General features: G+C 57.3%; 17 protein-coding genes. 14 read left to right on the forward strand and 3 right to left on the reverse strand.

All coding sequences use genetic code 11. The features are described 5' to 3' along the window. Positions 1-325 precede the first annotated feature (325 nt). From rfbF to GOX21_RS07900, 5 genes are read left to right on the forward strand one after another with little or no spacing between them, the layout of a single operon-like run. Positions 326-1099 carry a glucose-1-phosphate cytidylyltransferase gene (rfbF, locus tag GOX21_RS07880; RefSeq protein ID WP_170350100.1) on the forward strand — a complete coding sequence of 258 codons (774 nt, stop codon included), beginning with the start codon at positions 326-328 and terminating at the stop codon, positions 1097-1099. Next, positions 1081-2166, forward strand: coding sequence for an NAD-dependent epimerase/dehydratase family protein (locus GOX21_RS07885; protein ID WP_217353358.1), 1086 nt, complete (start codon positions 1081-1083; stop codon positions 2164-2166). Before rfbF ends, GOX21_RS07885 begins: the two co-directional genes overlap by 19 nt. Further along, positions 2163-3395, forward strand: coding sequence for a class I SAM-dependent methyltransferase (locus GOX21_RS07890; protein WP_170376779.1), 1233 nt, complete (start codon positions 2163-2165; stop codon positions 3393-3395). The genes GOX21_RS07885 and GOX21_RS07890 overlap by 4 nt, the downstream gene beginning before the upstream one ends. Then, the gene (locus GOX21_RS07895) at positions 3395-4273 is read left to right on the forward strand and encodes an NAD-dependent epimerase/dehydratase family protein (protein WP_170376781.1); all 879 of its coding nucleotides are present in this window, start codon (positions 3395-3397) and stop codon (positions 4271-4273) included. Before GOX21_RS07890 ends, GOX21_RS07895 begins: the two co-directional genes overlap by 1 nt. Then, on the forward strand, positions 4270-4671 hold the full coding sequence (locus GOX21_RS07900) for a GtrA family protein (protein WP_170376783.1): 402 nt from the start codon (positions 4270-4272) through the stop codon (positions 4669-4671). Before GOX21_RS07895 ends, GOX21_RS07900 begins: the two co-directional genes overlap by 4 nt. A gap of 714 nt (positions 4672-5385) precedes the next feature. Here the strand turns inward: GOX21_RS07900 and GOX21_RS07905 are convergent. Beyond that, a complete protein-coding gene (locus tag GOX21_RS07905) occupies positions 5386-6369 on the reverse strand; it encodes a glycosyltransferase (protein WP_170376785.1) in 984 nt (327 codons plus the stop codon). Between the two features lie 214 nt (positions 6370-6583). Here GOX21_RS07905 and GOX21_RS07910 point away from each other — a divergent pair, with 214 nt between their 5' ends. Beyond that, complete coding sequence (locus GOX21_RS07910) at positions 6584-6763, forward strand: hypothetical protein (RefSeq protein WP_170350094.1); 180 nt, start codon at positions 6584-6586, stop codon at positions 6761-6763. Positions 6764-7068: 305 nt separating this feature from the next. Continuing rightward, positions 7069-8574: a PepSY-associated TM helix domain-containing protein gene (locus GOX21_RS07915; RefSeq protein ID WP_170376787.1), complete on the forward strand. Its 1506-nt coding sequence runs from the start codon at positions 7069-7071 to the stop codon at positions 8572-8574. A 2-nt stretch (positions 8575-8576) separates the two neighbouring features. Here GOX21_RS07915 and GOX21_RS07920 read toward each other — a convergent pair whose 3' ends face one another. Beyond that, positions 8577-10010 (reverse strand): lipopolysaccharide biosynthesis protein, encoded by a 1434-nt coding sequence (locus GOX21_RS07920; protein ID WP_170376789.1) that lies wholly within the window; start codon positions 10008-10010, stop codon positions 8577-8579. 595 nt (positions 10011-10605) lie between these two features. Between GOX21_RS07920 and GOX21_RS07925 the strand changes: the two genes are divergently transcribed. The 6 genes from GOX21_RS07925 to GOX21_RS07950 all read left to right on the forward strand — a co-directional run bounded on the left by GOX21_RS07925 (position 10606) and on the right by GOX21_RS07950 (position 17295). Beyond that, the gene (locus GOX21_RS07925) at positions 10606-11523 is read left to right on the forward strand and encodes a glycosyltransferase family 2 protein (protein WP_170376792.1); all 918 of its coding nucleotides are present in this window, start codon (positions 10606-10608) and stop codon (positions 11521-11523) included. 1 nt (position 11524) lies between these two features. Beyond that, positions 11525-12499: a lysylphosphatidylglycerol synthase transmembrane domain-containing protein gene (locus GOX21_RS07930; RefSeq protein ID WP_170376794.1), complete on the forward strand. Its 975-nt coding sequence runs from the start codon at positions 11525-11527 to the stop codon at positions 12497-12499. Next, complete coding sequence (locus tag GOX21_RS07935) at positions 12496-13935, forward strand: protoporphyrinogen/coproporphyrinogen oxidase (RefSeq protein WP_170376796.1); 1440 nt, start codon at positions 12496-12498, stop codon at positions 13933-13935. The genes GOX21_RS07930 and GOX21_RS07935 overlap by 4 nt, the downstream gene beginning before the upstream one ends. Positions 13936-13937: 2 nt before the next feature. Then, positions 13938-14681, forward strand: coding sequence for a polysaccharide deacetylase family protein (locus GOX21_RS07940; RefSeq protein WP_170376798.1), 744 nt, complete (start codon positions 13938-13940; stop codon positions 14679-14681). Positions 14682-14775: 94 nt separating this feature from the next. Then, on the forward strand, positions 14776-15747 hold the full coding sequence (locus GOX21_RS07945) for an NAD-dependent epimerase/dehydratase family protein (RefSeq protein ID WP_170376800.1): 972 nt from the start codon (positions 14776-14778) through the stop codon (positions 15745-15747). An 18-nt stretch (positions 15748-15765) separates the two neighbouring features. After that, positions 15766-17295, forward strand: coding sequence for a GMC oxidoreductase (locus tag GOX21_RS07950; protein WP_170376802.1), 1530 nt, complete (start codon positions 15766-15768; stop codon positions 17293-17295). A gap of 8 nt (positions 17296-17303) precedes the next feature. Here GOX21_RS07950 and GOX21_RS07955 read toward each other — a convergent pair whose 3' ends face one another. After that, the gene (locus GOX21_RS07955) at positions 17304-18584 is read right to left on the reverse strand and encodes a glycosyltransferase family 4 protein (RefSeq protein ID WP_170376804.1); all 1281 of its coding nucleotides are present in this window, start codon (positions 18582-18584) and stop codon (positions 17304-17306) included. Positions 18585-18845: 261 nt separating this feature from the next. On the opposite strand from GOX21_RS07955, the gene GOX21_RS07960 reads away from it, so the two are divergent. Continuing rightward, the gene (locus GOX21_RS07960; protein WP_170376806.1) at positions 18846-19946 is read left to right on the forward strand and encodes a glycosyltransferase family 4 protein; all 1101 of its coding nucleotides are present in this window, start codon (positions 18846-18848) and stop codon (positions 19944-19946) included. Positions 19947-19951 lie beyond the last annotated feature (5 nt).

A 19951-nucleotide genomic window follows, 5' to 3' on the forward strand; every position in this document is an offset into this window, starting at 1 on the left:
GGTCTGGTCGCAATTAAGCGCGCCATCCTACGGCATCAAAAGAACAGCCCGAACGAAGAAAAGGACAAGAGTGGTGTTGTCGCAACTTCGCTTCCGTCCAAAATTCCGAATCAACAATACACCCCGTTTTCCTTCATTGTGTGCTTTTGAGGGTCAGTTGTGCTGCGATGGCCAAGTGCCGAACCTGACTATCCACTGAATCTTGACACGGGCAACGTGCTCCCGCCTACTGCATGTAGGTGTTTATTGAGAACAAGGTCGTCGCTGGCTGACGTTCGTGGTTAACGATTGATGGCTGACCCCTTATTGGAGAGGGAGCAATTTTATGAAGTGCGTTATTCTGGCTGGTGGTTTCGGAACAAGGCTCAGCGAAGAGACCGTCAGGATACCAAAGCCTATGGTCGAGATCGGAGACAAACCGATCATCTGGCATATCATGAAGATCTACGCTGCCCACGGGGTCACGGATTTCATCGTCTGTCTTGGCTACAAGGGTTATGTGATCAAGGAGTACTTTGCGAATTTCTTTCTGCACAGTTCGGACGTCACCATTGATCTGGCTAATGGCGGCCTTGAAATCGCGAACAGCAGATCGGAACCCTGGCGCGTGACGCTGGTCAATACCGGTCAGGACAGCCAGACCGGCGGGCGGCTTCGCCGGGTCATGCATCTGCTCAAGGATGAAGAGGCCTTTTGCATGACCTACGGGGACGGGGTCGGAAATGTCGATATTAGCGCACTGATCGCGTTCCACAAAAACCACGGCAGACGCGCAACGCTGACTGCGGTGGTCCCACCGGGACGCTTTGGGGCATTGGAACTGGACGGCGACCGGATCGACCGTTTCGCCGAAAAGCCGGGGGGCGATGGCGGGTTTATCAACGGCGGGTTCTTCGTATTGAATCCATCGGTCGGTGAATTGCTGCATGGAGATAGTGAGATTTGGGAGCGCGCCCCGCTTGAGTCCTTGGCTGCAGACGGTGATCTGATGGCGTTCCGCCACAGAGGGTTCTGGCAACCGATGGATACACTCCGCGATCGCCGCCAGCTTGAAGAGCGTTGGCAGGAAAACAACGCCCCATGGAAGGTCTGGGAATGAATCTGAGGTCTTCTCCGAAAATCATCCTGCTGGGCAATCTTGGCTATATCGGTCCGATTGTTGCTGCCACTTTGCGGAAATCCTGGCCCAACGCCAACTTAGTCGGGGTCGATCCCGGGTTTTTCTCGGACCGGCTGACCACACATAATGCGTGGCCCGAACGGTTTCTGAACCAGCAGATCATTGCTGATATCCGCGACATCGATTCCTCGTTGTTCCAAGGGGCCGACGCAGTTGTTGCATTGGCGGCGGTTTCAAATGATCCGATGGGTGCGCGGTTTGAAACCGTTACTACGGAAATCAATCAGGACGCCATTGTACAGGCCGCACATCTGGCTGCCGAAGCCGGGGTATCGCGGTTTGTCTTTGCCTCCAGCTGTTCCGTGTATGGGTTAGCCGAGGGCGATGCACGGTCCGAGGATGCGCCATTGAACCCACTGACCGCCTATGCCCGCAGTAAAATCGGAACCGAGCGGGCGCTAGAGGCCATGAACACGCCGGGAATGCTGCGCACTGCGCTGCGCTTTGCCACCGCTTGCGGGCCGTCGCCCCGGTTGCGGCTTGATTTGGTATTGAACGATTTTGCCGCCTGCGCTGTCACCGCTGGCAAGATCACTGTGCTAAGTGATGGCAGCCCATGGCGGCCGCTCATCGACGTGCGCGACATGGCCCGAGCCATCGAATGGGCAATCACCCGAACCGAAGATGCCGGGGGCCAATGGTTGGCAGTCAATGCGGGATCGGATGCGTGGAACTATCAGATCCGCGATCTGGCGCAGGCCGTGGCTGAAGCGGTGCCGGGCGCCAGCTATTCGATCAATCCCGATGCCGCCCCTGACAACCGTTCGTATAAGGTCGACTTTTCGCTGTATAAGCAACTGGCGCCTGAACATCAGCCCGTCCAAACGCTTACAGATACAATCGCTGATCTGCTGCATTTGCTGAATGAGATCCATTTCAAAGACCCCGATTTCAGATCCTCACCGCTGATGCGACTGAAAGCGCTGGAAGAACATATTCGCAATGGCGTGCTGAGCGAGGACCTGCGCTGGAGGATTCCGCAATGACACAACCTGCTTGCAGACACTGCGGCGCACCGCTGAGCCAAACACTCGTTGATCTCGGGCTGTCGCCACTGGCCAATTCCTATGTTCCGCCCGAACGCGCGAACATGGCCTGCCCGCGTTACCCGCTGCATGCCTGGGTTTGCAACGATTGCTATCTTGTGCAGGTTGAAGATGCGGTGCCCGCAGACGAGATATTTAATGGCGATTACGCGTATTTCTCTAGCTATTCAGACAGTTGGCTGGCCCATGCCAAATCTTATGTCGACAAAATGGTCGACCGCTTTCACATTGGAGCGGATGATCTGGTGATCGAAATCGCCTCGAATGACGGGTACCTGCTGCAGTATTTTGTCGAAAAGGGCATTCCGGTGCTGGGCATCGAACCTTCGGGCAGCGTGGCAGCCGCCGCCGAACAGAAAGGCGTGCGCACATTGGTCGATTATTTCGGCGAAACACTGGCCCAGAAGGTCGCCGCAGCCGAGAAACCGCCGTCGCTGATCGCCTCGGCCAATGTTCTGGCCCATGTGCCCGATATCAATGATTTTGTCGCCGGAATTGCCACTTTGCTAACCGGTGAGGCGGTTTATACGGTCGAATTTCCGCATCTTCTAAACCTGATCAACGAAGTGCAGTTCGACACGATCTATCACGAACACTATTCCTATCTGTCGCTGTTGGCGGTCGAAAAGATCTTCACCGAAGCCGGTCTGCGCGTGTTCGATGTCGAGGAACTGCCTACTCATGGAGGCTCGTTGCGGGTATTTGCCTGTCTTGAAGGGGCCAACCACCCTGAAGGACCGGGCCTTGCCAAGGTCCGCGCCGATGAGGCGGCGGCGCAGTTCGACCGCCCCGAAGGCTATATGAACTTTACCGGCCAGGTCGAGGCGGTGCGCGACGGGCTGCTTGCCTTCCTGCGCGAGGTCGCGGCCCGCGGTGATACCATCGCCGCGTATGGGGCGGCTGCCAAAGGCAATACATTACTGAACTATGCCGAGATCGGGCCCGACCTGATTTCATATTGTGTGGATCGCAACCCGGCCAAGCAGAACACGCTTTTGCCCGGCAGCCACATTCCTGTACACGGGGTCGAGGCGCTGCGCGAGACACCACCCAATTATGTTTTGATCCTGCCCTGGAACATCCGGGACGAAGTCATCGATCAATTGGCCGATCTCAAGGCCTGCGGCACCCGGTTCGCAACAGCCGTGCCAGAGGTCAGGATCAGCTAATGGCACGGGTTCTGCTGAGCGGAGCAACCGGTTTGATCGGCCGTGCGACAGCATCGGCTTTGGCAGGGGCAGGCCATGAAGTCGTGACACTGGGCCGGAACCCGGGCAGCGACATCATCTGCAATCTGCTGAACCCCATCGCCACAACAACAGCCCTTGAAACAGCCCAAGCCAGCCATCTGGTTCATCTGGCATGGCATGACGGGCCGCGCGATCGCTGGGTTTCTTCGGCCAATCTGAATTGGATGGCGGCCACGTTGCATCTTGTGCAGGAATTTGCACGCATAGGCGGCCAACGCGCGGTCTGCGCAGGAAGCTGTGCCGAATATGACTGGTCTGAGGCGACCCTGACAGAAACAAGCCCCTTGCGACCCCGCACGCTTTACGGGGCGGCCAAGGCCGGGACCAGTCTGGCGTTGTGCAAAGGGCAAGACGCGCTTGGCCTTTCGCTGGCCTGGGCCCGCATCTTTTTCGTTTACGGGCCGGGCGAGCCGCCAGGGCGGCTGCTTGGGGATCTGATTTCAAACCTTCGTGCGGGTCAGCCGGTGAAGTGTACCGATGGGCTGCAAAAGCGTGACTTTCTGCATGTCGACGATCTGGCCCGCGCGTTGTCGCGCCTATTGGACACCGATGAGGTCGGTGCGGTCAATGTTGCCAGCGGCACCGCAATCGCGGTGCGGGACCTGATTGCAGAGGTCGCAACCCAGATGCATCACACCGATCTGGTCCAATTGGGCGCAATTGCGCGAGCCCCGGACGATCCGGACCTGTTGGAGGCGGACGTGACCCGGTTGCGCAACAAGGTCGGTTTTATACCGCAGCATAACTTGAATTCGGGGGTGGCAGATATTCTGCGCGCCGAAGGGAGGGCATTGTGAAAAAATTGCTTGCCCCCCGACGAAATTCCTTCATGCGCTTTGTGTTGGTCGGAATATTGAACACCGCGTTCGGCTATATACTTTTTGCCATCCTCAGCCTGTCCGGCCTGCCGCCGCAGATCGCGCTGGTAATCTCATTTTCTGTTGGGGTTCTATGGAACTTCATTACCCATGCTCGGCTTGTATTCGACTCTAAGGGCCTGAATCGATTGCCTCACTATATTCTGTCCTATGTGATGGTTTACGCTTTCAATGCATTTTCGTTGGAAGGCCTGTTGTCACTTGGTTTGCAGCCGATCATAGCGCAGGGGCTGATTGTGTTGCCTGCGGCCGTTCTGGCATTCATAGCCATTTCTCGAGCGCTGACAGATCGCTTTCCTTGGCAACAGAAAGCCTGACAAATCCGCCCTGCGCCAGAGTTCCCAGCCTATAGCGAACGCTCCTTGTGAGCGCACCTAGGCCTAGTTGGCATCCCTCAGATAGATAAACTTCACGTCCGGCGAAGGTTTCGATCACAGCCGCGTTCTGCTTAGCCACAAATCTCGCAGGAAAATCGGTTTATCCAATGATCAATGAAACAAAGGATAGACCCTATGTTGTGTTGTGCGGACACAAGTACCAGCGCACTTCCAATATCTTCGGCCTGCGCCATCCACCTTATGTCGCAAGAATAATTGACATAATTCTCGTATTTCGAGACCCTACGCCAGCGGGCGAAACTGACAACTGAAATTGCGCCCAAAAACAGAAAAACATTACCAATGTTAGACTTTGTCAAACCGTTGCACCAGAGCAATGTCCCGCAGCGTCAACCCCGAGCCTGTTCGGAGCAAGCACCACAGGCCAGCTGGAACCATGAAAACCGTCGCGGAATACGCTATCAAGAATGCGCCGACAGCCAGAATCCAAAAAAGAGGTTGCCGTAAGCAAGACAATCAAATCGGCACGTTCCAGACTGACGGAACGCTGCAGAATGTCATGGGTCAGACAAACCGATGCCGTAGTCATAGCGGTATAACAGATACGCATCTTGGCTAGCGTGGTATTCGTAATCGCAGGCCCGCAACTCAAAGCGCGGCCCCAGCTCAGAAGACCAACCCGGAATGGACCCCTTATGCTCGATCTACATCATTGAGCATTGCTGGGTCCCTGGCAGGGCCTTCGATGTTGATACGTTCCTGTTCGGTAACAATAGGACCACCTCGGACCTGGTTGTGTATTGAAGTGATGTATTCTCCCAGCATACCGATAAACAGCATCTGTACACCCGAAAGAAAAAACAACGCCACGATAATAGTCGTGGTTCCGCGCGGTGCTTGATCCGGGTCGACGAAATAAAGCAGCGTAGAAATGATCGAGAACAGGATACAACTGATCGCGATCACCAGCCCGCTGAGCGTACAGAACCGCATTGGTGCCCGTGTAAATGAGAAGATCGCATTCAGCGCCTGATCGGTCAGTGCCATCAGGCTGTGTTTGGACATTCCTCTTTTCCGAGCCTTCCAAACGTATGGAAGGATAATCCTGCGGAAGCCGCAGCTTGCAATGATACCACGGATATAAGGGTAGTGATCGTTATGAGACAGCACGGCCTTCAAAACCTTGCGATCGATCAACTGAAACTCTCCTACCGAAGGTTCCAACCATACATCTGATAACCTATTGACAACAGAATAAAAAATTCCACGCGCGCTGCGCATGAGGAACCCTTCTTCTCGGGTACTGCGCGCGCCGGCCACCACGTCATAGCCACTTTCCCAAAGCTCGACAAATTCGGGGATCATTTCGGGCGGATCCTGTAGATCGACCGGCAGCATGACAACGATACCGTCGCCGCTGGCGTAACGCAGACCGTTGAACGTTGACCTAAACACCCCGAAATTGCGGGCATTCACAACGACCTTCACATCTTGATCTTTTTCGGCAATTTCCCGCAAAATTTCCACGGTTCGGTCACTTGAAGCATTGTCGATGAAAATGTGCTCTCGCTTGTAGCCAGGCAAATCCTTATCGAAAATCGCTTTAACGGTTTTGTAGCAATCCGCCACATTGCTTTCTTCATTAAAGCACGGTGAGATAATAGAAATGGTTTTCATATCATATCTTTGCTTGACAACTACAAACACCGGTTACCGACCGCCGGTTCGGTCACAATTATATCATCGTGCGCCCTTGCAGATTCGCGCAACAGGCAATCAGCGAAAATGTTTTAGAATGCAGTGTGTTTAGCGCCACAGCCCTAATTCCAACTCCTGGACCCAAGAAGGGGTAGATCCGGAAATCACGCATCCCTTTTCTTGGCCCAATTAGATGCTCGACTGTGAACTACGCTGGCACACACGCAAGGTTCAGGCCTGGCGCATCCCGAACACGACAGAGACCGACTTCTTCGTCGATGTGATGAAAGAAGCAATCCACCACTTCGGCCCTCCTGAGATCATGAACACCGATCAGGGCAGCCAGCCCCCCAAGTCGTGGTCCACCGGCTGAGAAAAGACGATACGCAACCCGATCAGCAGGCGCAGTTAGTGGTTTAAACTTGGCGTCGACCTGACCAATAATTGTAGAGCAACTCGACTAGCCCAGGCCATAGCAGATCACCTTGCTTTGGGACGCGGTCACGGTACTTCGTGGGTCCGGCCGAAGTTGCTGGGTTTTCAATAGAATATTATGTATCTCTGTTGATCAATGTCGCCAATGCTGGCGCTTTATAACGTGATATCAGAAGCTTGTATGCTGTTCAGAGCAGACCTATTGATCTATTATGATCGGGACTCATTGGAGTTTGACCTCATATGGCTCGTAAAATTCGTAACCGATTATTCAGGCTTCACACTTGGATTGGATTATATCTTTCCGCCTTTTTCACCTTCATGTTTCTGACAGGCACATTGCTTGTGGCCGGGTTGGAGATTGAATCCATAGGTCGGCCCGCGATCTGGACGACCCTAGAAGAAGACAAGCGCACAGCAAGTTTTGGCCAAATCTATGACGGGATCAAATCCGCCCATCCTGAAGGCGATGTTTTCGTGATCCTCAAGCAGCCAACCTCGTGGTTCGTGGACCGCACATACGGGCGCACAGGGTGGGGTGAGAACATCAATTACTGGACAAATCCCACTACGGGCACCGTCATTCATGAGACAAGGGACATAGGGTTCAACACCATTCTTGGTGGGCTTCACGATACGTTTCTGATCGATAAAAGAATTGTGTTCATTCTCATTAGTGCGATGTCCATCCCATTACTTTTCCAGATGGTCAGCGGGCTGATCACCTACCGGCGTTTCTGGAAAGGATTTTTCAGATGGCCCAGCAGCTCGGGCGGCTTCAGATCATGGGCAGGCGGCGCCCATCGGCTAGCAGCTCTTTGGGCGGCACCGCTGGTCTTTTTGATTGCTATAACAAGCTTCTTTTTTCTGCTGGGTGGACTTGGGATTGAGGGGGGAAAACTAAAGTTCCAACCCCCTGCACCGCGTGAAGCCGCGCTGCCGGACGGGTTTGACGGGTCCGTCATCGATGCAGCCGAAGCACACGCTCGGGCTGCGCTTCCAGGCTTTCAACCGGTCAACCTGGCAATCCCCGGTGGAAAGGCTGGCAGTCTGCGTTTCTTTGGGCTGCATCAGGATTTTTCGTATCTACGCGGAGAGATCACCGTAGCTGTTGATCCCCTCACATTAGAGGTTCTCAACATCTACACACCAGCTGACTTCAGGGGGCTTGCGCGCCTGAACCATTTGATGGAGCTGCTTCATTACGGAGTTTGGGGTGGAGCATATTCAATGGTGCTGTGGATTATTCTGGGGCTCGTGGCCACAGCTCTCGCTTTTACCGGCTCGCTTGTTTATGCTGCCCGTCTGGCACCGACTGTCTCAACCGGCAGTTCTAACCTGCGTTTCTGGCGTAGGATGGGGCCATTGCGTTGGGTATACCTGCTGGTGCTGCTGGCCACTCTTTTCGCCGTATCATGGCGCTTGCACTCGGATGCCTATATACCGTCCCGCGTGCATCCGGTTGATGCCAAAGGCGCTGTGGCACAGCTGGTCCTGCATGAACCGTTACGGCGCGGTACCCTGATCGAGATTGAATTGCGGATCGGCGCACCGGATGTCAGTGCGGCTTTGGTCGAAGTTAACGGAACTGCAGCACAGTCGGTTAATCTGGTCCGAGACGGAGACAAGGCTTTGGGCCGTTTTAGATTTGAGCCCCTCGAGACAGAAAACGAGGTCATCGCCTACTTGAAGAAACCCGATGGTACGGAACAGAAAGTCACCTTCCGAATGGGCAGCCCTATCTGGTGATCTCAGACCCGAGCGGCCAAATCCTTCAGCACCGCAAACCGGTCACGCATCGTTACAAATGCAAGGCAGGTGTAGATCGCCACACCTGTCACGACACCCACAATCAGACGCAAGATGTTTGCCTGATCCCCCAAAACCGCCTGACATCCCGCGACCCCCGCTGCCATGATCCCCGCCGAGACCAAAGGCAGGATATGCAGTGATGCCAATCTGGAAACAGGCTGGCCTGAGATCGCTGCCAGGTTGGCGAATTTGAACGGCCACATGATCAGAAAGACAGAGATAAAGGCGGCTGTTACGACTGGCACGCCATACGGGGCAGCGACCGTGATCGCAATGGCCGCAAGCACCACCTCGATCCATGACAGCACGGCTAACCTGCCTGGTTGGCCTGATGCCAGGCAAAATGTCTGCTGTACCCTTTCAGTACAGAGATACATTCCGAAAACGGACATCAGACTTAGAACCGGGGCTGCGGGGCTCCATTTCTCACCAAACAAAAGCACCAGTACCGGCTCGGACAGAACCGCCAATCCGGCAAAGGCCGGAAAGGTCACAAACCCGGTCAGGCGCATGACGTCCAAAAGCATCTCAGACGCGCGCCCTCCGCCGCGCGTTACCGCCGCAAAAGCGGGCTGCGAGACCATGCGCAGTGGCGTGATGGTCAGAAATGAGGCCGTCTCCACGACCCGCCAGGCAATCGCATAGTACCCGGCTGCAACCGGGCCCAGCATCGCGCCGATCAAAACCGCAGGTGACTGTACCGCCGCCAGTTCAGCCGCGCGCAGCCCGATGACCCGGTGACTGAAATGAAGAACCTGCCGCATCTGGTGACCCGACACGTGAAAGGTAGGTCTCCACGATACCGCACCCCAGGCCATCAGGATATTCGTGGCGGTCATCGCCACCCGCTGACCAACCAGGCTCCAGACTCCGTATCCCGCAAGGGCCATACCGATGCCGATAACCCCGCCAACTATTGCGCCAAGCACTGCGCGCAAGGCGAGAACCCGAAACCGCATTTCTCGCCGCAATAGCGCCACTGGCACCGCCGTGAGCGATATCATCAGCACCGTTGGCGACAAACCGATTAGCAATTGACCCGCGATCGCTTCGTCATAAAAGGTCGATACTGGCCCCGCGCCCAGAACAATCAACGCGGTCAGGCAAGCGCCCAGAAGCCCCAAAAGCCAAAAGACCGAATTCAGCCGTTCAGGTGTCAGCGTGTCCTGAGTCAGCAAAATCTCGGATATGGTTTCGCGCACCAGAAACTCGGAAAACAAAACAAAGGCAGCAGCCATTGCCAACAGGCCGAAGGCCTCGGCCCCAAGCAACCGCGCCAGAATGGCTATTATAATGAAATTGAATGCCTGTTCTGCCCAGACGCCGAAGGACATCCAAGCAACGCCGCTGGTGAAACGTCGCCCCCGCGACATCAAAACCCTTCCCACTGACTTATTGCCACGCGAAACCGCGGGCATTCTGAATCAAAGCGTAACGGTTTGGAAACACTGCTGTCGAGATCACCCGTCGCTTCTTGGTGCTGCGGCCAGCCTGCTTCCATTCTCAAAACCCCTCGGACAATAGTCGTGGACACTGGGCATATCCTGCCAACGTCTCAACATTCCGCCAAGGACGCATGTGTTGCATTGCATGAGTTTCCAAGCATTCTGAGATCAAAGCGCCGCATAGCTTTGCATAGGTTCCTATTTGGAAACACTCCAGACATTATGCCCCTCATCAAAAATGACCGAATATCATGGTAAACTTACACCGAGGCCTAAGGGCTCATCGGGGTATAATTGAAACCATCACTGGCTTTTTTACGTTACTGGGTAAGCGCATGCATAGGTGAATTCCGGCAACCAGACCCCGGAAAGACCGAAATTTGTCAAAATTATTGTCTATATCCAGCCTGTCTGTGTTTGAATACAATAAGCAGCGATGGGAATTGAGCCCGTCGCGCTCTGAACGGCATGCATGCCAAGCGGGGCAGAATATATATTAAGTACGCAAAGGGATTTCATTTTCATGAACAAGGTTGCCGAGCAGATCACCCCGGACAACATCCCAACCGGCACGCCGGACACTTCTGGCATGAGCCTGAGTGTGGTCATTCCTGCCTATAACGAAGAGAACGCCGTCCGTGGCACTGTCGAGGACGTGCGCACCCACCTTGAACCGCTGGGCATTCCGTACGAAATCATCGTGGTCGACGATGCCAGTCAGGACAACACCCGCGCCGAGGCCGAAGCCAGCGGTGCGACCGTCACCTTCAACGATGTCAATTCCGGATACGGTGCCAGCCTAAAACGGGGCGTGCGGATGGCACAGTATGAATATGTGGCCATCCTTGATGCTGACAGCACCTATCCGGCGCGTTACCTGCCGGGCATGCTGGCCATGTGCCGCGATCAGGACATGGTGGTGGGCGATCGGGGCGCCGCAATGAAGAACGTGCCGCTGCTGCGGCGGCCGGCCAAGAAGTTCCTGTTCGCCTTTGCCTCATTCCTGGCCGAGCGCAAGATTAACGACCTCAATTCCGGGCTGCGTGTGTTCCGCAAATCCGAGCTGATCCCGTTCCTGCCACTGCTGCCACAGAATTTCTCGTTCACCACCACGATCACGCTGTGCATGACCTCGAATGGCAAGCGGATGATCTATACGCCGATCGAGTACGGCAAACGGGTGGGCAAATCGAAAATCCGACCGATCGATTTTCTGAACTTCATCATCCTGATCCTGCGCATCAGCACGTTGTTTAACCCGCTGCGGGTGTTCATCCCGCTGGGTCTGGCGTTTTTCACTTTGGGCACGGTTAAGTTCATTATCGACATGTTCTACTGGAACCTCAGTGAAACGGCGGTGTTCTCATTCCTGGCGGCGATCATGATCTGGTCGTTGGGGTTGATTGCCGACATGATTTCGCGGCTGCATCTCAGACCTTGATATGAGCGGCAGCATGCTTTCCGATCCAACTCAACGGCGCTGGCTGATCCGGCTGGCCGGGTCGGCTTTGATGCTGGCGATCCTGTTCTGGATCCTTCCGGCCGAGGCCATCGTGGCGGCATTCAAGGCAATCCCGATCTGGGTGTTCCTGAGCGTACTGGTCCTGTTCCTGTTGGCCCATGTGGGTGCAGCGCTGAAATGGTGGCTGCTGCTGGGCCGCGGGCTTTCGCCCCTGCTGGCTGTCCGGGCGCATTTTGCCGGTCTGGCTGCCAATCTGTGCCTGCCGGGCGCGATTGGGGGCGATACGGTGCGCGCCGGGATGGCACAAGCGGCGATGAAAGACGGGGCACGGGTCGTCGCAGGTGCAACCGTGGATCGGCTGATCGACATGGTGGCCTTGTTGACCTTGTCCTGCCTTGGGCTTGTCCTGACATGGGAACGGGCCGAGGGCGGACATATGATCTGGCCTGTGGCGCTGGTCCTGCTTGCGGCGCTGGCGGGTATGGTCGCATTGCCGCGCCTGCTGCCCCTGCCCTGGCGCTATGTCCCGTCTCTGCCTGGTAAGGGCTTTGCGCATCGTCTGGCCGATGCGCTGACCGGGTTGGGCCGCAAGCCCGGCACACTGGCGGCGGCCTTTATCGCGTCGGTTTTGATCCAGTTGTTGCTGGTCATGCTGGCCTGGTGGCTGGCCATCGCAGCGGGTGTCAATGTGGCGGCTGGACCGTGGATATTTGCCTGGCCGCTGGCCAAGATTATCGCAGTTCTGCCGGTGTCGTTGAACGGGCTGGGCCTGCGCGAGGCCACGCTGGCGGGCTTTCTGGCCCCCTTTGGTGCCAGCGCGCCTGCCGTCGTGGCAGCGGGACTGGTCTGGCAGGTTGTTCTGTTTACAGCGGGCGGGTTTGGCGCGCTGGTTCTGACAATGTCCGGGATGCGGTTTAGCGCTCCGGCGAATTCCCAAAAGGAAGAGTGCAAGTGACGGATGTTTCCCGGCCAACAGGCGAGGATAAGCCTGAAATCATCATACTCGGTGCCGGACCCGCTGGTCTGGCCGCAGCATACGCCCTGACCGGGCAGGCAAAGGTGACCGTGATCGAACGCGCACCCATTGCAGGCGGCAATTCGGCCTCGTTCCCGGTCGAAGGCGTGATTTGCGATTATGGCTCGCACCGGTTTCACCCTGCGGCAGAGCCTGAGGTGCTGCAGGATGTGAAAACGCTGTTGGGTGACGATCTGCTGCTGCGCCCGCGCCATGGGCGCATCCGGCTGGGCGGCAAATGGATTCACTTCCCGCTGAAACTGACCGACGCGCTTATGCGCCTGCCCAAGCCCTTTGCCGCGTCACTGATCGGGGACATGGTGCTGAAACCCTTTCGCAAGAAAAGCACGGGCCCCGAGACATTCTCGACCGTGCTTTATGACGGGTTGGGGCCAACGATTTCGGACAATTTCTATTTCCCCTACGTGCGCAAACTCTGGGGGCTGGATCCGGAAAAGCTGGCCGTCAAGCTGGCCGAACGCCGGGTCGGCAGCGGATCGGTCGGCAAGATCCTGATGAAGATGCTGCGCCTGGTGCCGGGGCTGCGCAGCGAAACCGCCGGGCGGTTTTTCTATCCGCGCAAAGGGTTCGGACAAATCTCGGACGCAATGCTTGAAAGCGCGCGCATAAATGGCGCCACCTTCATGTTCAACACCGAAATCACTGGGATTGACCGCGACGGCGACCGTATCACCGGGTTGACGATCCGCGACGGCGACAGCGAGCGGCATGTGACCGGCGATCTGATCCTGTCGACCATTCCTCTGACCGGGTTGACGCGCCTGATCGACGCCCCTCCGCCGGAAGTGGTCGATGCCGCCCGCGCCATCCGATTTAGGGGCATGATCCTGCTTTATCTGGTACTCGAGACAGACCAGTTCACCGAGTTCGACGCGCATTACTTTCCGGAATTGTCGATCCCGATCAGCCGGATGTCAGAACCCAAGAACTATAACGCCAGTGGCGCGCCGAAGGGCGTGACCGTGCTGTGCGCCGAACTGCCCTGCGACCCGGATGAAAAGTGGTGGTCCATGTCCGACGAAGAACTGGGGCAGGAGTTCACCAAATGGCTGGACCAGTTGGGTCTGCCGGTTACAGTTCCCGTCCGCTGCTGCGAAACTCGGCGGCTAAGCCACGCCTATCCGGTTTACGACGTAGGGTACGAGGCGCGGTTTGATACGGTTGATCAGTGGCTTTCAAATCTGGACGGATTGCTTGTATTCGGGCGGCAGGGTTTGTTCGCCCATGACAACACGCATCACGCCTTTGCCATGGCCTATGGCGCGGCGGATTGCATCAACGGCAAAGGTCAGGTCGACCGCGCGAAATGGAATAAATATCGCGAAGTCTTTGCCACCCATGTGGTGGAAGACTGACCATGACCGCCTGGCAGGCCGATATCCTGATGTATCATTCGATCTCGGATGCGCCTGGACCGACCTCAATCGCGCCCGAAGTGTTCAAGGCTCAGGTGCAAGCGTTGGCGGACTCGGGCCTGCCGGTGGTCACACCCGATGCGCTGGTCAACCCGTCGGCCCCCCGCGTAGTCATCATCAGTTTCGACGACGGGTTTGAAGATTTCGCTGATACCGCCTGGCCCATTCTGCGCGATCATGGCTTCTGCCCCATCGTCTATCTGCCCTCGGGCCTGATGGGAGGGATGGACTACTGGGTCGGAGGCAACATCCCCCCCCGCCCCCTGATGGATTGGGACAGGATCGAAGCCCTGGCAGGGGAAGGGGTCTGTTTTGGCGCGCATAGTGTCAACCATCCCGATCTCACCACGCTGGATACGCTCATGCTGGAAGAGGAAGTAAGTGGCTCCGGTCAGGACATTGCCGCGCGGCTGGGCCAGCCTGTCCGGCATTTCGCACCGCCTTACGGCGCGTCGAACAACAGCGTACTCAGACAGATCGCTCAGCATTACGACACTTCGGTCGGCACCAGGCTGGGCGTGGCCAAGGCGGGGGACGATATCCACGATCTGCCCCGGCTCGAGATGTTTTACTTTACCGACATCGCCCGTTGGAAAGCGCATTTGGAAGGGCGCGGCAAAGCCTATCTGACGGCGCGCAAGACAATGCGAGGGGTGCGCGCGGCAATACGCGGGCAACCGTGGTGAACAGATATTTTCCGCCTGCGGCTATAGCCGGATACGCAGCGCGGGTTGTACGATCCGGGTATATTGGTTTTGAACAAGTAACAGGTACGAACAAATGCATATTCTGGTTACCGGTGGCGCCGGGTTTATTGGCTCTCATCTGACGGAACGGCTGATCCGGGATGGCCACACGGTCACGGTCTTTGATGATCTTTCGACCGGACGGCTGGCAAATCTGGCCTCGGTTGCGGACCACCCAAATTTCACATTCACGGAAGGCTCAATTCTGGATCGCCAGATGGTCACCGATCTAGTTCGCCCGGCTGACGTCGTTTTTCATCTGGCCGCCGCCGTTGGTGTCAAACTGATCATGGATGAACCCAGCCGCTCGATCCTGACCAATGTCGCCGGCACCGAGAATGTTCTGGATGCGGCCTTGCCGAGCAAGACCTATACATTTGTCGCCTCCACTTCCGAGGTTTACGGGAAAAGTACAAAATTCCCATTTCAGGAAGACGACGATCTGACCATCGGTGCCACGCGCAACCTGCGCTGGTCCTATGCCTGTGCCAAAACGCTGGATGAGTTTCTGGCGCTGGCCCATGCCCGTGAATCCGGCTTGCCAGTCACGGTTCTGCGGTTCTTCAACACCACCGGGCCGCGACAGACAGGGCGCTATGGCATGGTGTTGCCAAATTTCGTGAAAGCCGCGCTGGAGGGTGCGCCCCTGATGGTGCATGGCAGCGGCGAGCAGTCGCGTTGCTTCGGTCATGTGGCCGATGTCGTCAAGGCGTTGGGGTTGCTGATGAACGCACCACAGGCAAAAGGCGAGGTGTTTAATATCGGCTCGAACGAAGAAGTCACAATCCGCGCTTTGGCTGAAAAGGTCATTGAACTCACCGGGTCCAACTCGGAAATCCGCTATGTTCCCTATGACGCGGTATATCCCGAAGGGTTCGAGGATATGCAGCGCCGGCTGCCCGATGTGTCAAAGCTGGAGCGCGTCACTGGATTCCGCCCGATGCGCACGCTGCAGCAGACTATCGAAGATATCATAACCGAAATGCAGTCCCCGGTTTCCGCATGAGCCGTCAGGTTCCCATCTGTGACTGATCTGGTGATCGGCTCCGGGCCGTCCGGCGTGTCTGTGGCCATGGCTCTTCTGAACCGGGGGCGTCAGGTTCTGATGCTGGATCCGGGCGGCAGGCTGGAGGCCCCGGCGCAAGACCGCCGTGACAAGCTTGCGGCTTCGGATCCCGACACCTGGTCTGTTGATGACCAAAAAAAATGGCAGGCCCCTCAATTCGACACACCGCCCGGGCAGGTGCGCCGGTTCGGGTCGGATTTCGCCATGGTGCCGGGGGCCGACACGCTGGTGTCGCCCGAACGGATCGGGTTGCGGGCCTCACATGCGGTGGGCGGGCTGTCCAATCTCTGGGGTTCGGCGGTTCTGCCCAACCGCGCCGAGGACATCGCGGACTGGCCGATTGGAATTGACGATCTGGCTCCGCATTACCGCGCCGTCGCCGAATTTCTTCCCGTAAGCGGCCAGCAGGATGCATTGCAGACCCTGTTCCCCGCCCTTTCGATGCAGGACCGGGTGCCGCTGACCCCGTCCCCACAGGCGCAGCAGTTGTTGCAGCGTCTGGAGCATCAGAAAACCAGCCTGTCAGAACTGGGCGCCCATGCCGGACTGGCGCGTCTGGCCGTTGACCCCGGATGCCAATATTGCGGCCAGTGCCTACATGGATGCCCTTGGGGGTACATCTATTCAGCCCAAAAGACGTTCGATGATTTGCGCCATCACTCTGCGTTTCAGTACCGCACCGGTCTGGCCCGCCGGTTCGAGGAACATGCCGACCATGTCGCGGTGACGCTGGATAATGGGGAAACCCTGCAAGCGACTCGTGTCTTTGTCGCCGCCGGGGTTCTGGAAACAGCGCGTCTGTTCCTGGCCTCATCGCCGGACCCAACCACCGGTTTGCAATTGCAGGACAGTCAGCATTTCTTTCTACCCAGCCTGCACCGCTGGCTCGCTCCGCGCCGTCCGGATCAAAGGCCCTACCACACCTTGCCACAGATTTTCATCGAGCTCGACGATCCCGAAATCTCGCCCCATCTGGTCCATGCCCAGATTTATACCTGGAACGAATTTTTTGCGCATGATCTGATCAACAGCTACAGCTCTAAACTGCCCAGATCGGCCCCTTTGTGGCGGCGGCTGGCGCGGCGGCTGATCGTGGCACAGGCCTTTCTGCATTCCGCCCATTCCGCCTGGATCAATCTGACGCTGGCCGCTGACGGGCGGCTTGTCCCGACTGTGAAATCCAATGACGAAACCGCAACGGTCATGGAGCAGGCAACATCCCGGTTGGCACAGGTCATGAAGCTGGCGGGGCTTATCCCGCTGAGGTTCGCCCGCCGTCCGGGCGATGTGGGATCAAGCTTTCACGTCGGCGGCTCGGTTCCCATGGCCAAAGCGCCCAGTGCGGGGCAATCCGACATCCTCGGGCGACCCAAAGGGTTGTCACGGGTACATCTTGTTGACGCCTCAAGCCTGCCCAGCATCCCGGCCACAACCATCACCTTCTCGGTCATGGCCAATGCCCATCGCATCGGAACGCTGACACCCTAGCGCTCAATTCATGCAAGTGATGCTGCACGCGCTCCGTTCTCGAACGCACCGGACTCCAGAGCCGCAGAAAGCGCCCGATCACCTTTTCCATGCGCCGCACGCGCCAGCGCCGCACCATAGGCTTCAAGCACAGAGGTCTCATGCCAAATGTCCAGAAAGGCATTGCGCGCCGCAGTTACCTGCACCCCGCGCTGGTCCGGCTGGTGCTGCAATTCACGCATCGCCGCGATCAAATCATCCTCGGTTTCAAACAGCGACCCACCCCCGGCCCGCTCCACGATCTCGGGGAATGGGCCCAACCGACGGGCAATCACCGGCGTGCCCAGACGGAAGCTTTCAATCAGGATGATGCCGAACGTCTCATAGCAAACCGACGGAACGATTAACCCGATCGCACCGCGGTAATAGGCGTTAAGCTCCTCAAGGGTTTTGCGGCCCAGGAATTTAATCCGGTCATTGCCTGCGGCTTGGCTCTTTAACTCATCCGCATAGTCACCGTCGCCCAGGATCAGCAGATCGGCATCCGAATAGCGGTCAAAGGCCGGAAACACATCTTGCAACCCTTTAATCTTTTCCAGACGTCCGACGAACAGGAAATAGGGGCGCTCATGGGCCGCTGGTTCTGGCAGGTCGCTCTGATCGAGATCGGGCAGGAAATAGGGCAGCACCTGCATGTCTTGCCGCAGACCGAATTCGCGATGTTTGGCGCGGCTGAATTCGCTTTTTGCAATGATCAGATCCATATGATCCAGCGCCCGGTCCAGCGCGCCGGTATAGCGCCACAGCTGCGGCGGACGTTTGTGATTCAGCACGCAGCGTAGGCATTGGCGCGCGTCGCACAGCTCGCGCCCGTACCGCCACAGAACATGGGTGGGGCAGACCAGCCAATGCTCGTGCGCCTCATAAACTTTTAGCCCCTCACCCATCGGCAACAGGCCGGGTCCTCCGATCAGGGATGTATTGTTGTGCCAGATGATATCCGGTTTCCGTTCGGCCAGTATCTCGCGGATGCGGGCTGCGTGTACAACAGGTCGGCCCAGCTGCTGGGTCAGCAGGTTCGACATCATACCATTGCGGCTGCGCAGCCCGATCCGCCGCACCCCATCGGGGTCGCCCTCGGCCTGCGGCTTGCCGCCCAAGATCAAATAGCTGTCTTCGTCATGCACCACCGTCACATCGTGACCGCGCGCCACAAGCGCCCGGGCCATGCGCTGAATCCCTATGGCGTCACCGCCAAAGGAATAGGGCGGGTAAAATGTGGTGAACATCAGAATGCGCAGCGACTGCATGTGAATTGTACCAAACAACCAATAACTTTCAGGTATGAAACACGATCCCTGCGACAATCGAAAGGATCAAGCCATATGGACACTCAGATAGCCACCGGTGTTGCGGACATGCTGCAAACATACGCAGGCTGTCACGGGCCATGACCACAGCATGTGCAAATGCTGTGCGCATGCTATGATCGGGGAATAGTTCAGAAAATTGGCTCGATCCCGCTTCAGATGCAGACCTCTTCCTCTTCAGACCCCCTTCATGTTGTCGAAATGGGCACCCAGTTCGGTATGGGCGGCATCACCCGGCATATCCTAGGGCTGAGCGATTGGCTGCAGGCACACGATCATCGTGTCACGCTGGCCGGCACCGCCGATATCTGGGCCGGGCCTGACCAGCAGCCGGATTTTCTTGACCTGCCGACCCGCTATGTCGCGGGCGATGGCGGCAGCATCGCGAACCGGCTGCGTCATACGGCAGTCGCGGCCTGGCGGTTGCGGCGCTGGCTGGCGGACAATCCGGTCGATCTGATCCACTGCCATGAATCTGCCCCAGCCCTGGTCGCCAATCTGGCCCGCACTGGACGACGCATTCCGGTGGCCGTCACCTATCACGGGTCCGAGCCCGAGCGGATCGCCGCATTCGGCGGGATTGCCGCGAAATGCGATCTGGTGATCACGCCCAGTCATCGGTCCGCCGAGGATCTGGCCACCATCGGCAATGTGCCGCAGGACAAGCTGAAAGTCATCGGTCTGGGAGTCTCCCCTCCGCCTGAGGACAGCGCAGAAGACATTGCCAGCCTGCGCGCCGAGTTGCTTGGCGATGGTGACCGGGTGATCGTCACACTGGCCCGTCTGCTGCCGCAAAAGGGGATCGACATTCTGATCGACTGCGTCGCACGGATGAAAGACATCCATCCGGGCTATCGTTTCATCGTTGCAGGTGACGGACCGGATGAGGCGCAACTGCATGCGCTGGCGCAGGAAAAAGGGTTGGGTAAGCACCTGCGCTTCATTGGTCGCACCGACAAGCCGATCCGGCTCCTGCGGGCGGCGGATCTGTTCCTGTTGACCTCGCGATGGGAGGCGCTGCCCTTCACCATTGCCGAGGCGTTCCAGGCCGGAACCCCGGCGGTGGCCACCGCCTGTTCCGGCGTGGTCGAACTGATTGATGACAGTGTTGGCGCGGTCGTGCCCATCGCCGATATCGATGCGATCTGCGCTGCCGTGGCGGATGTCTTGTCAGACGAAGACCGCCGCCGAACCCTTGCGGAAAATGCTTTGAAACGCAGCCGCGAAGACCGGTTCGATCCGGATTGGGTGCACCAGCAATTCGAAAAGACTTATTACGATCTAGCAGGCCGCCAAAAGTGACCGCA

Origin of the sequence: Ruegeria atlantica (assembly GCF_013032005.1) — a bacterium.
GTDB lineage: Bacteria > Pseudomonadota > Alphaproteobacteria > Rhodobacterales > Rhodobacteraceae > Ruegeria > Ruegeria atlantica_A.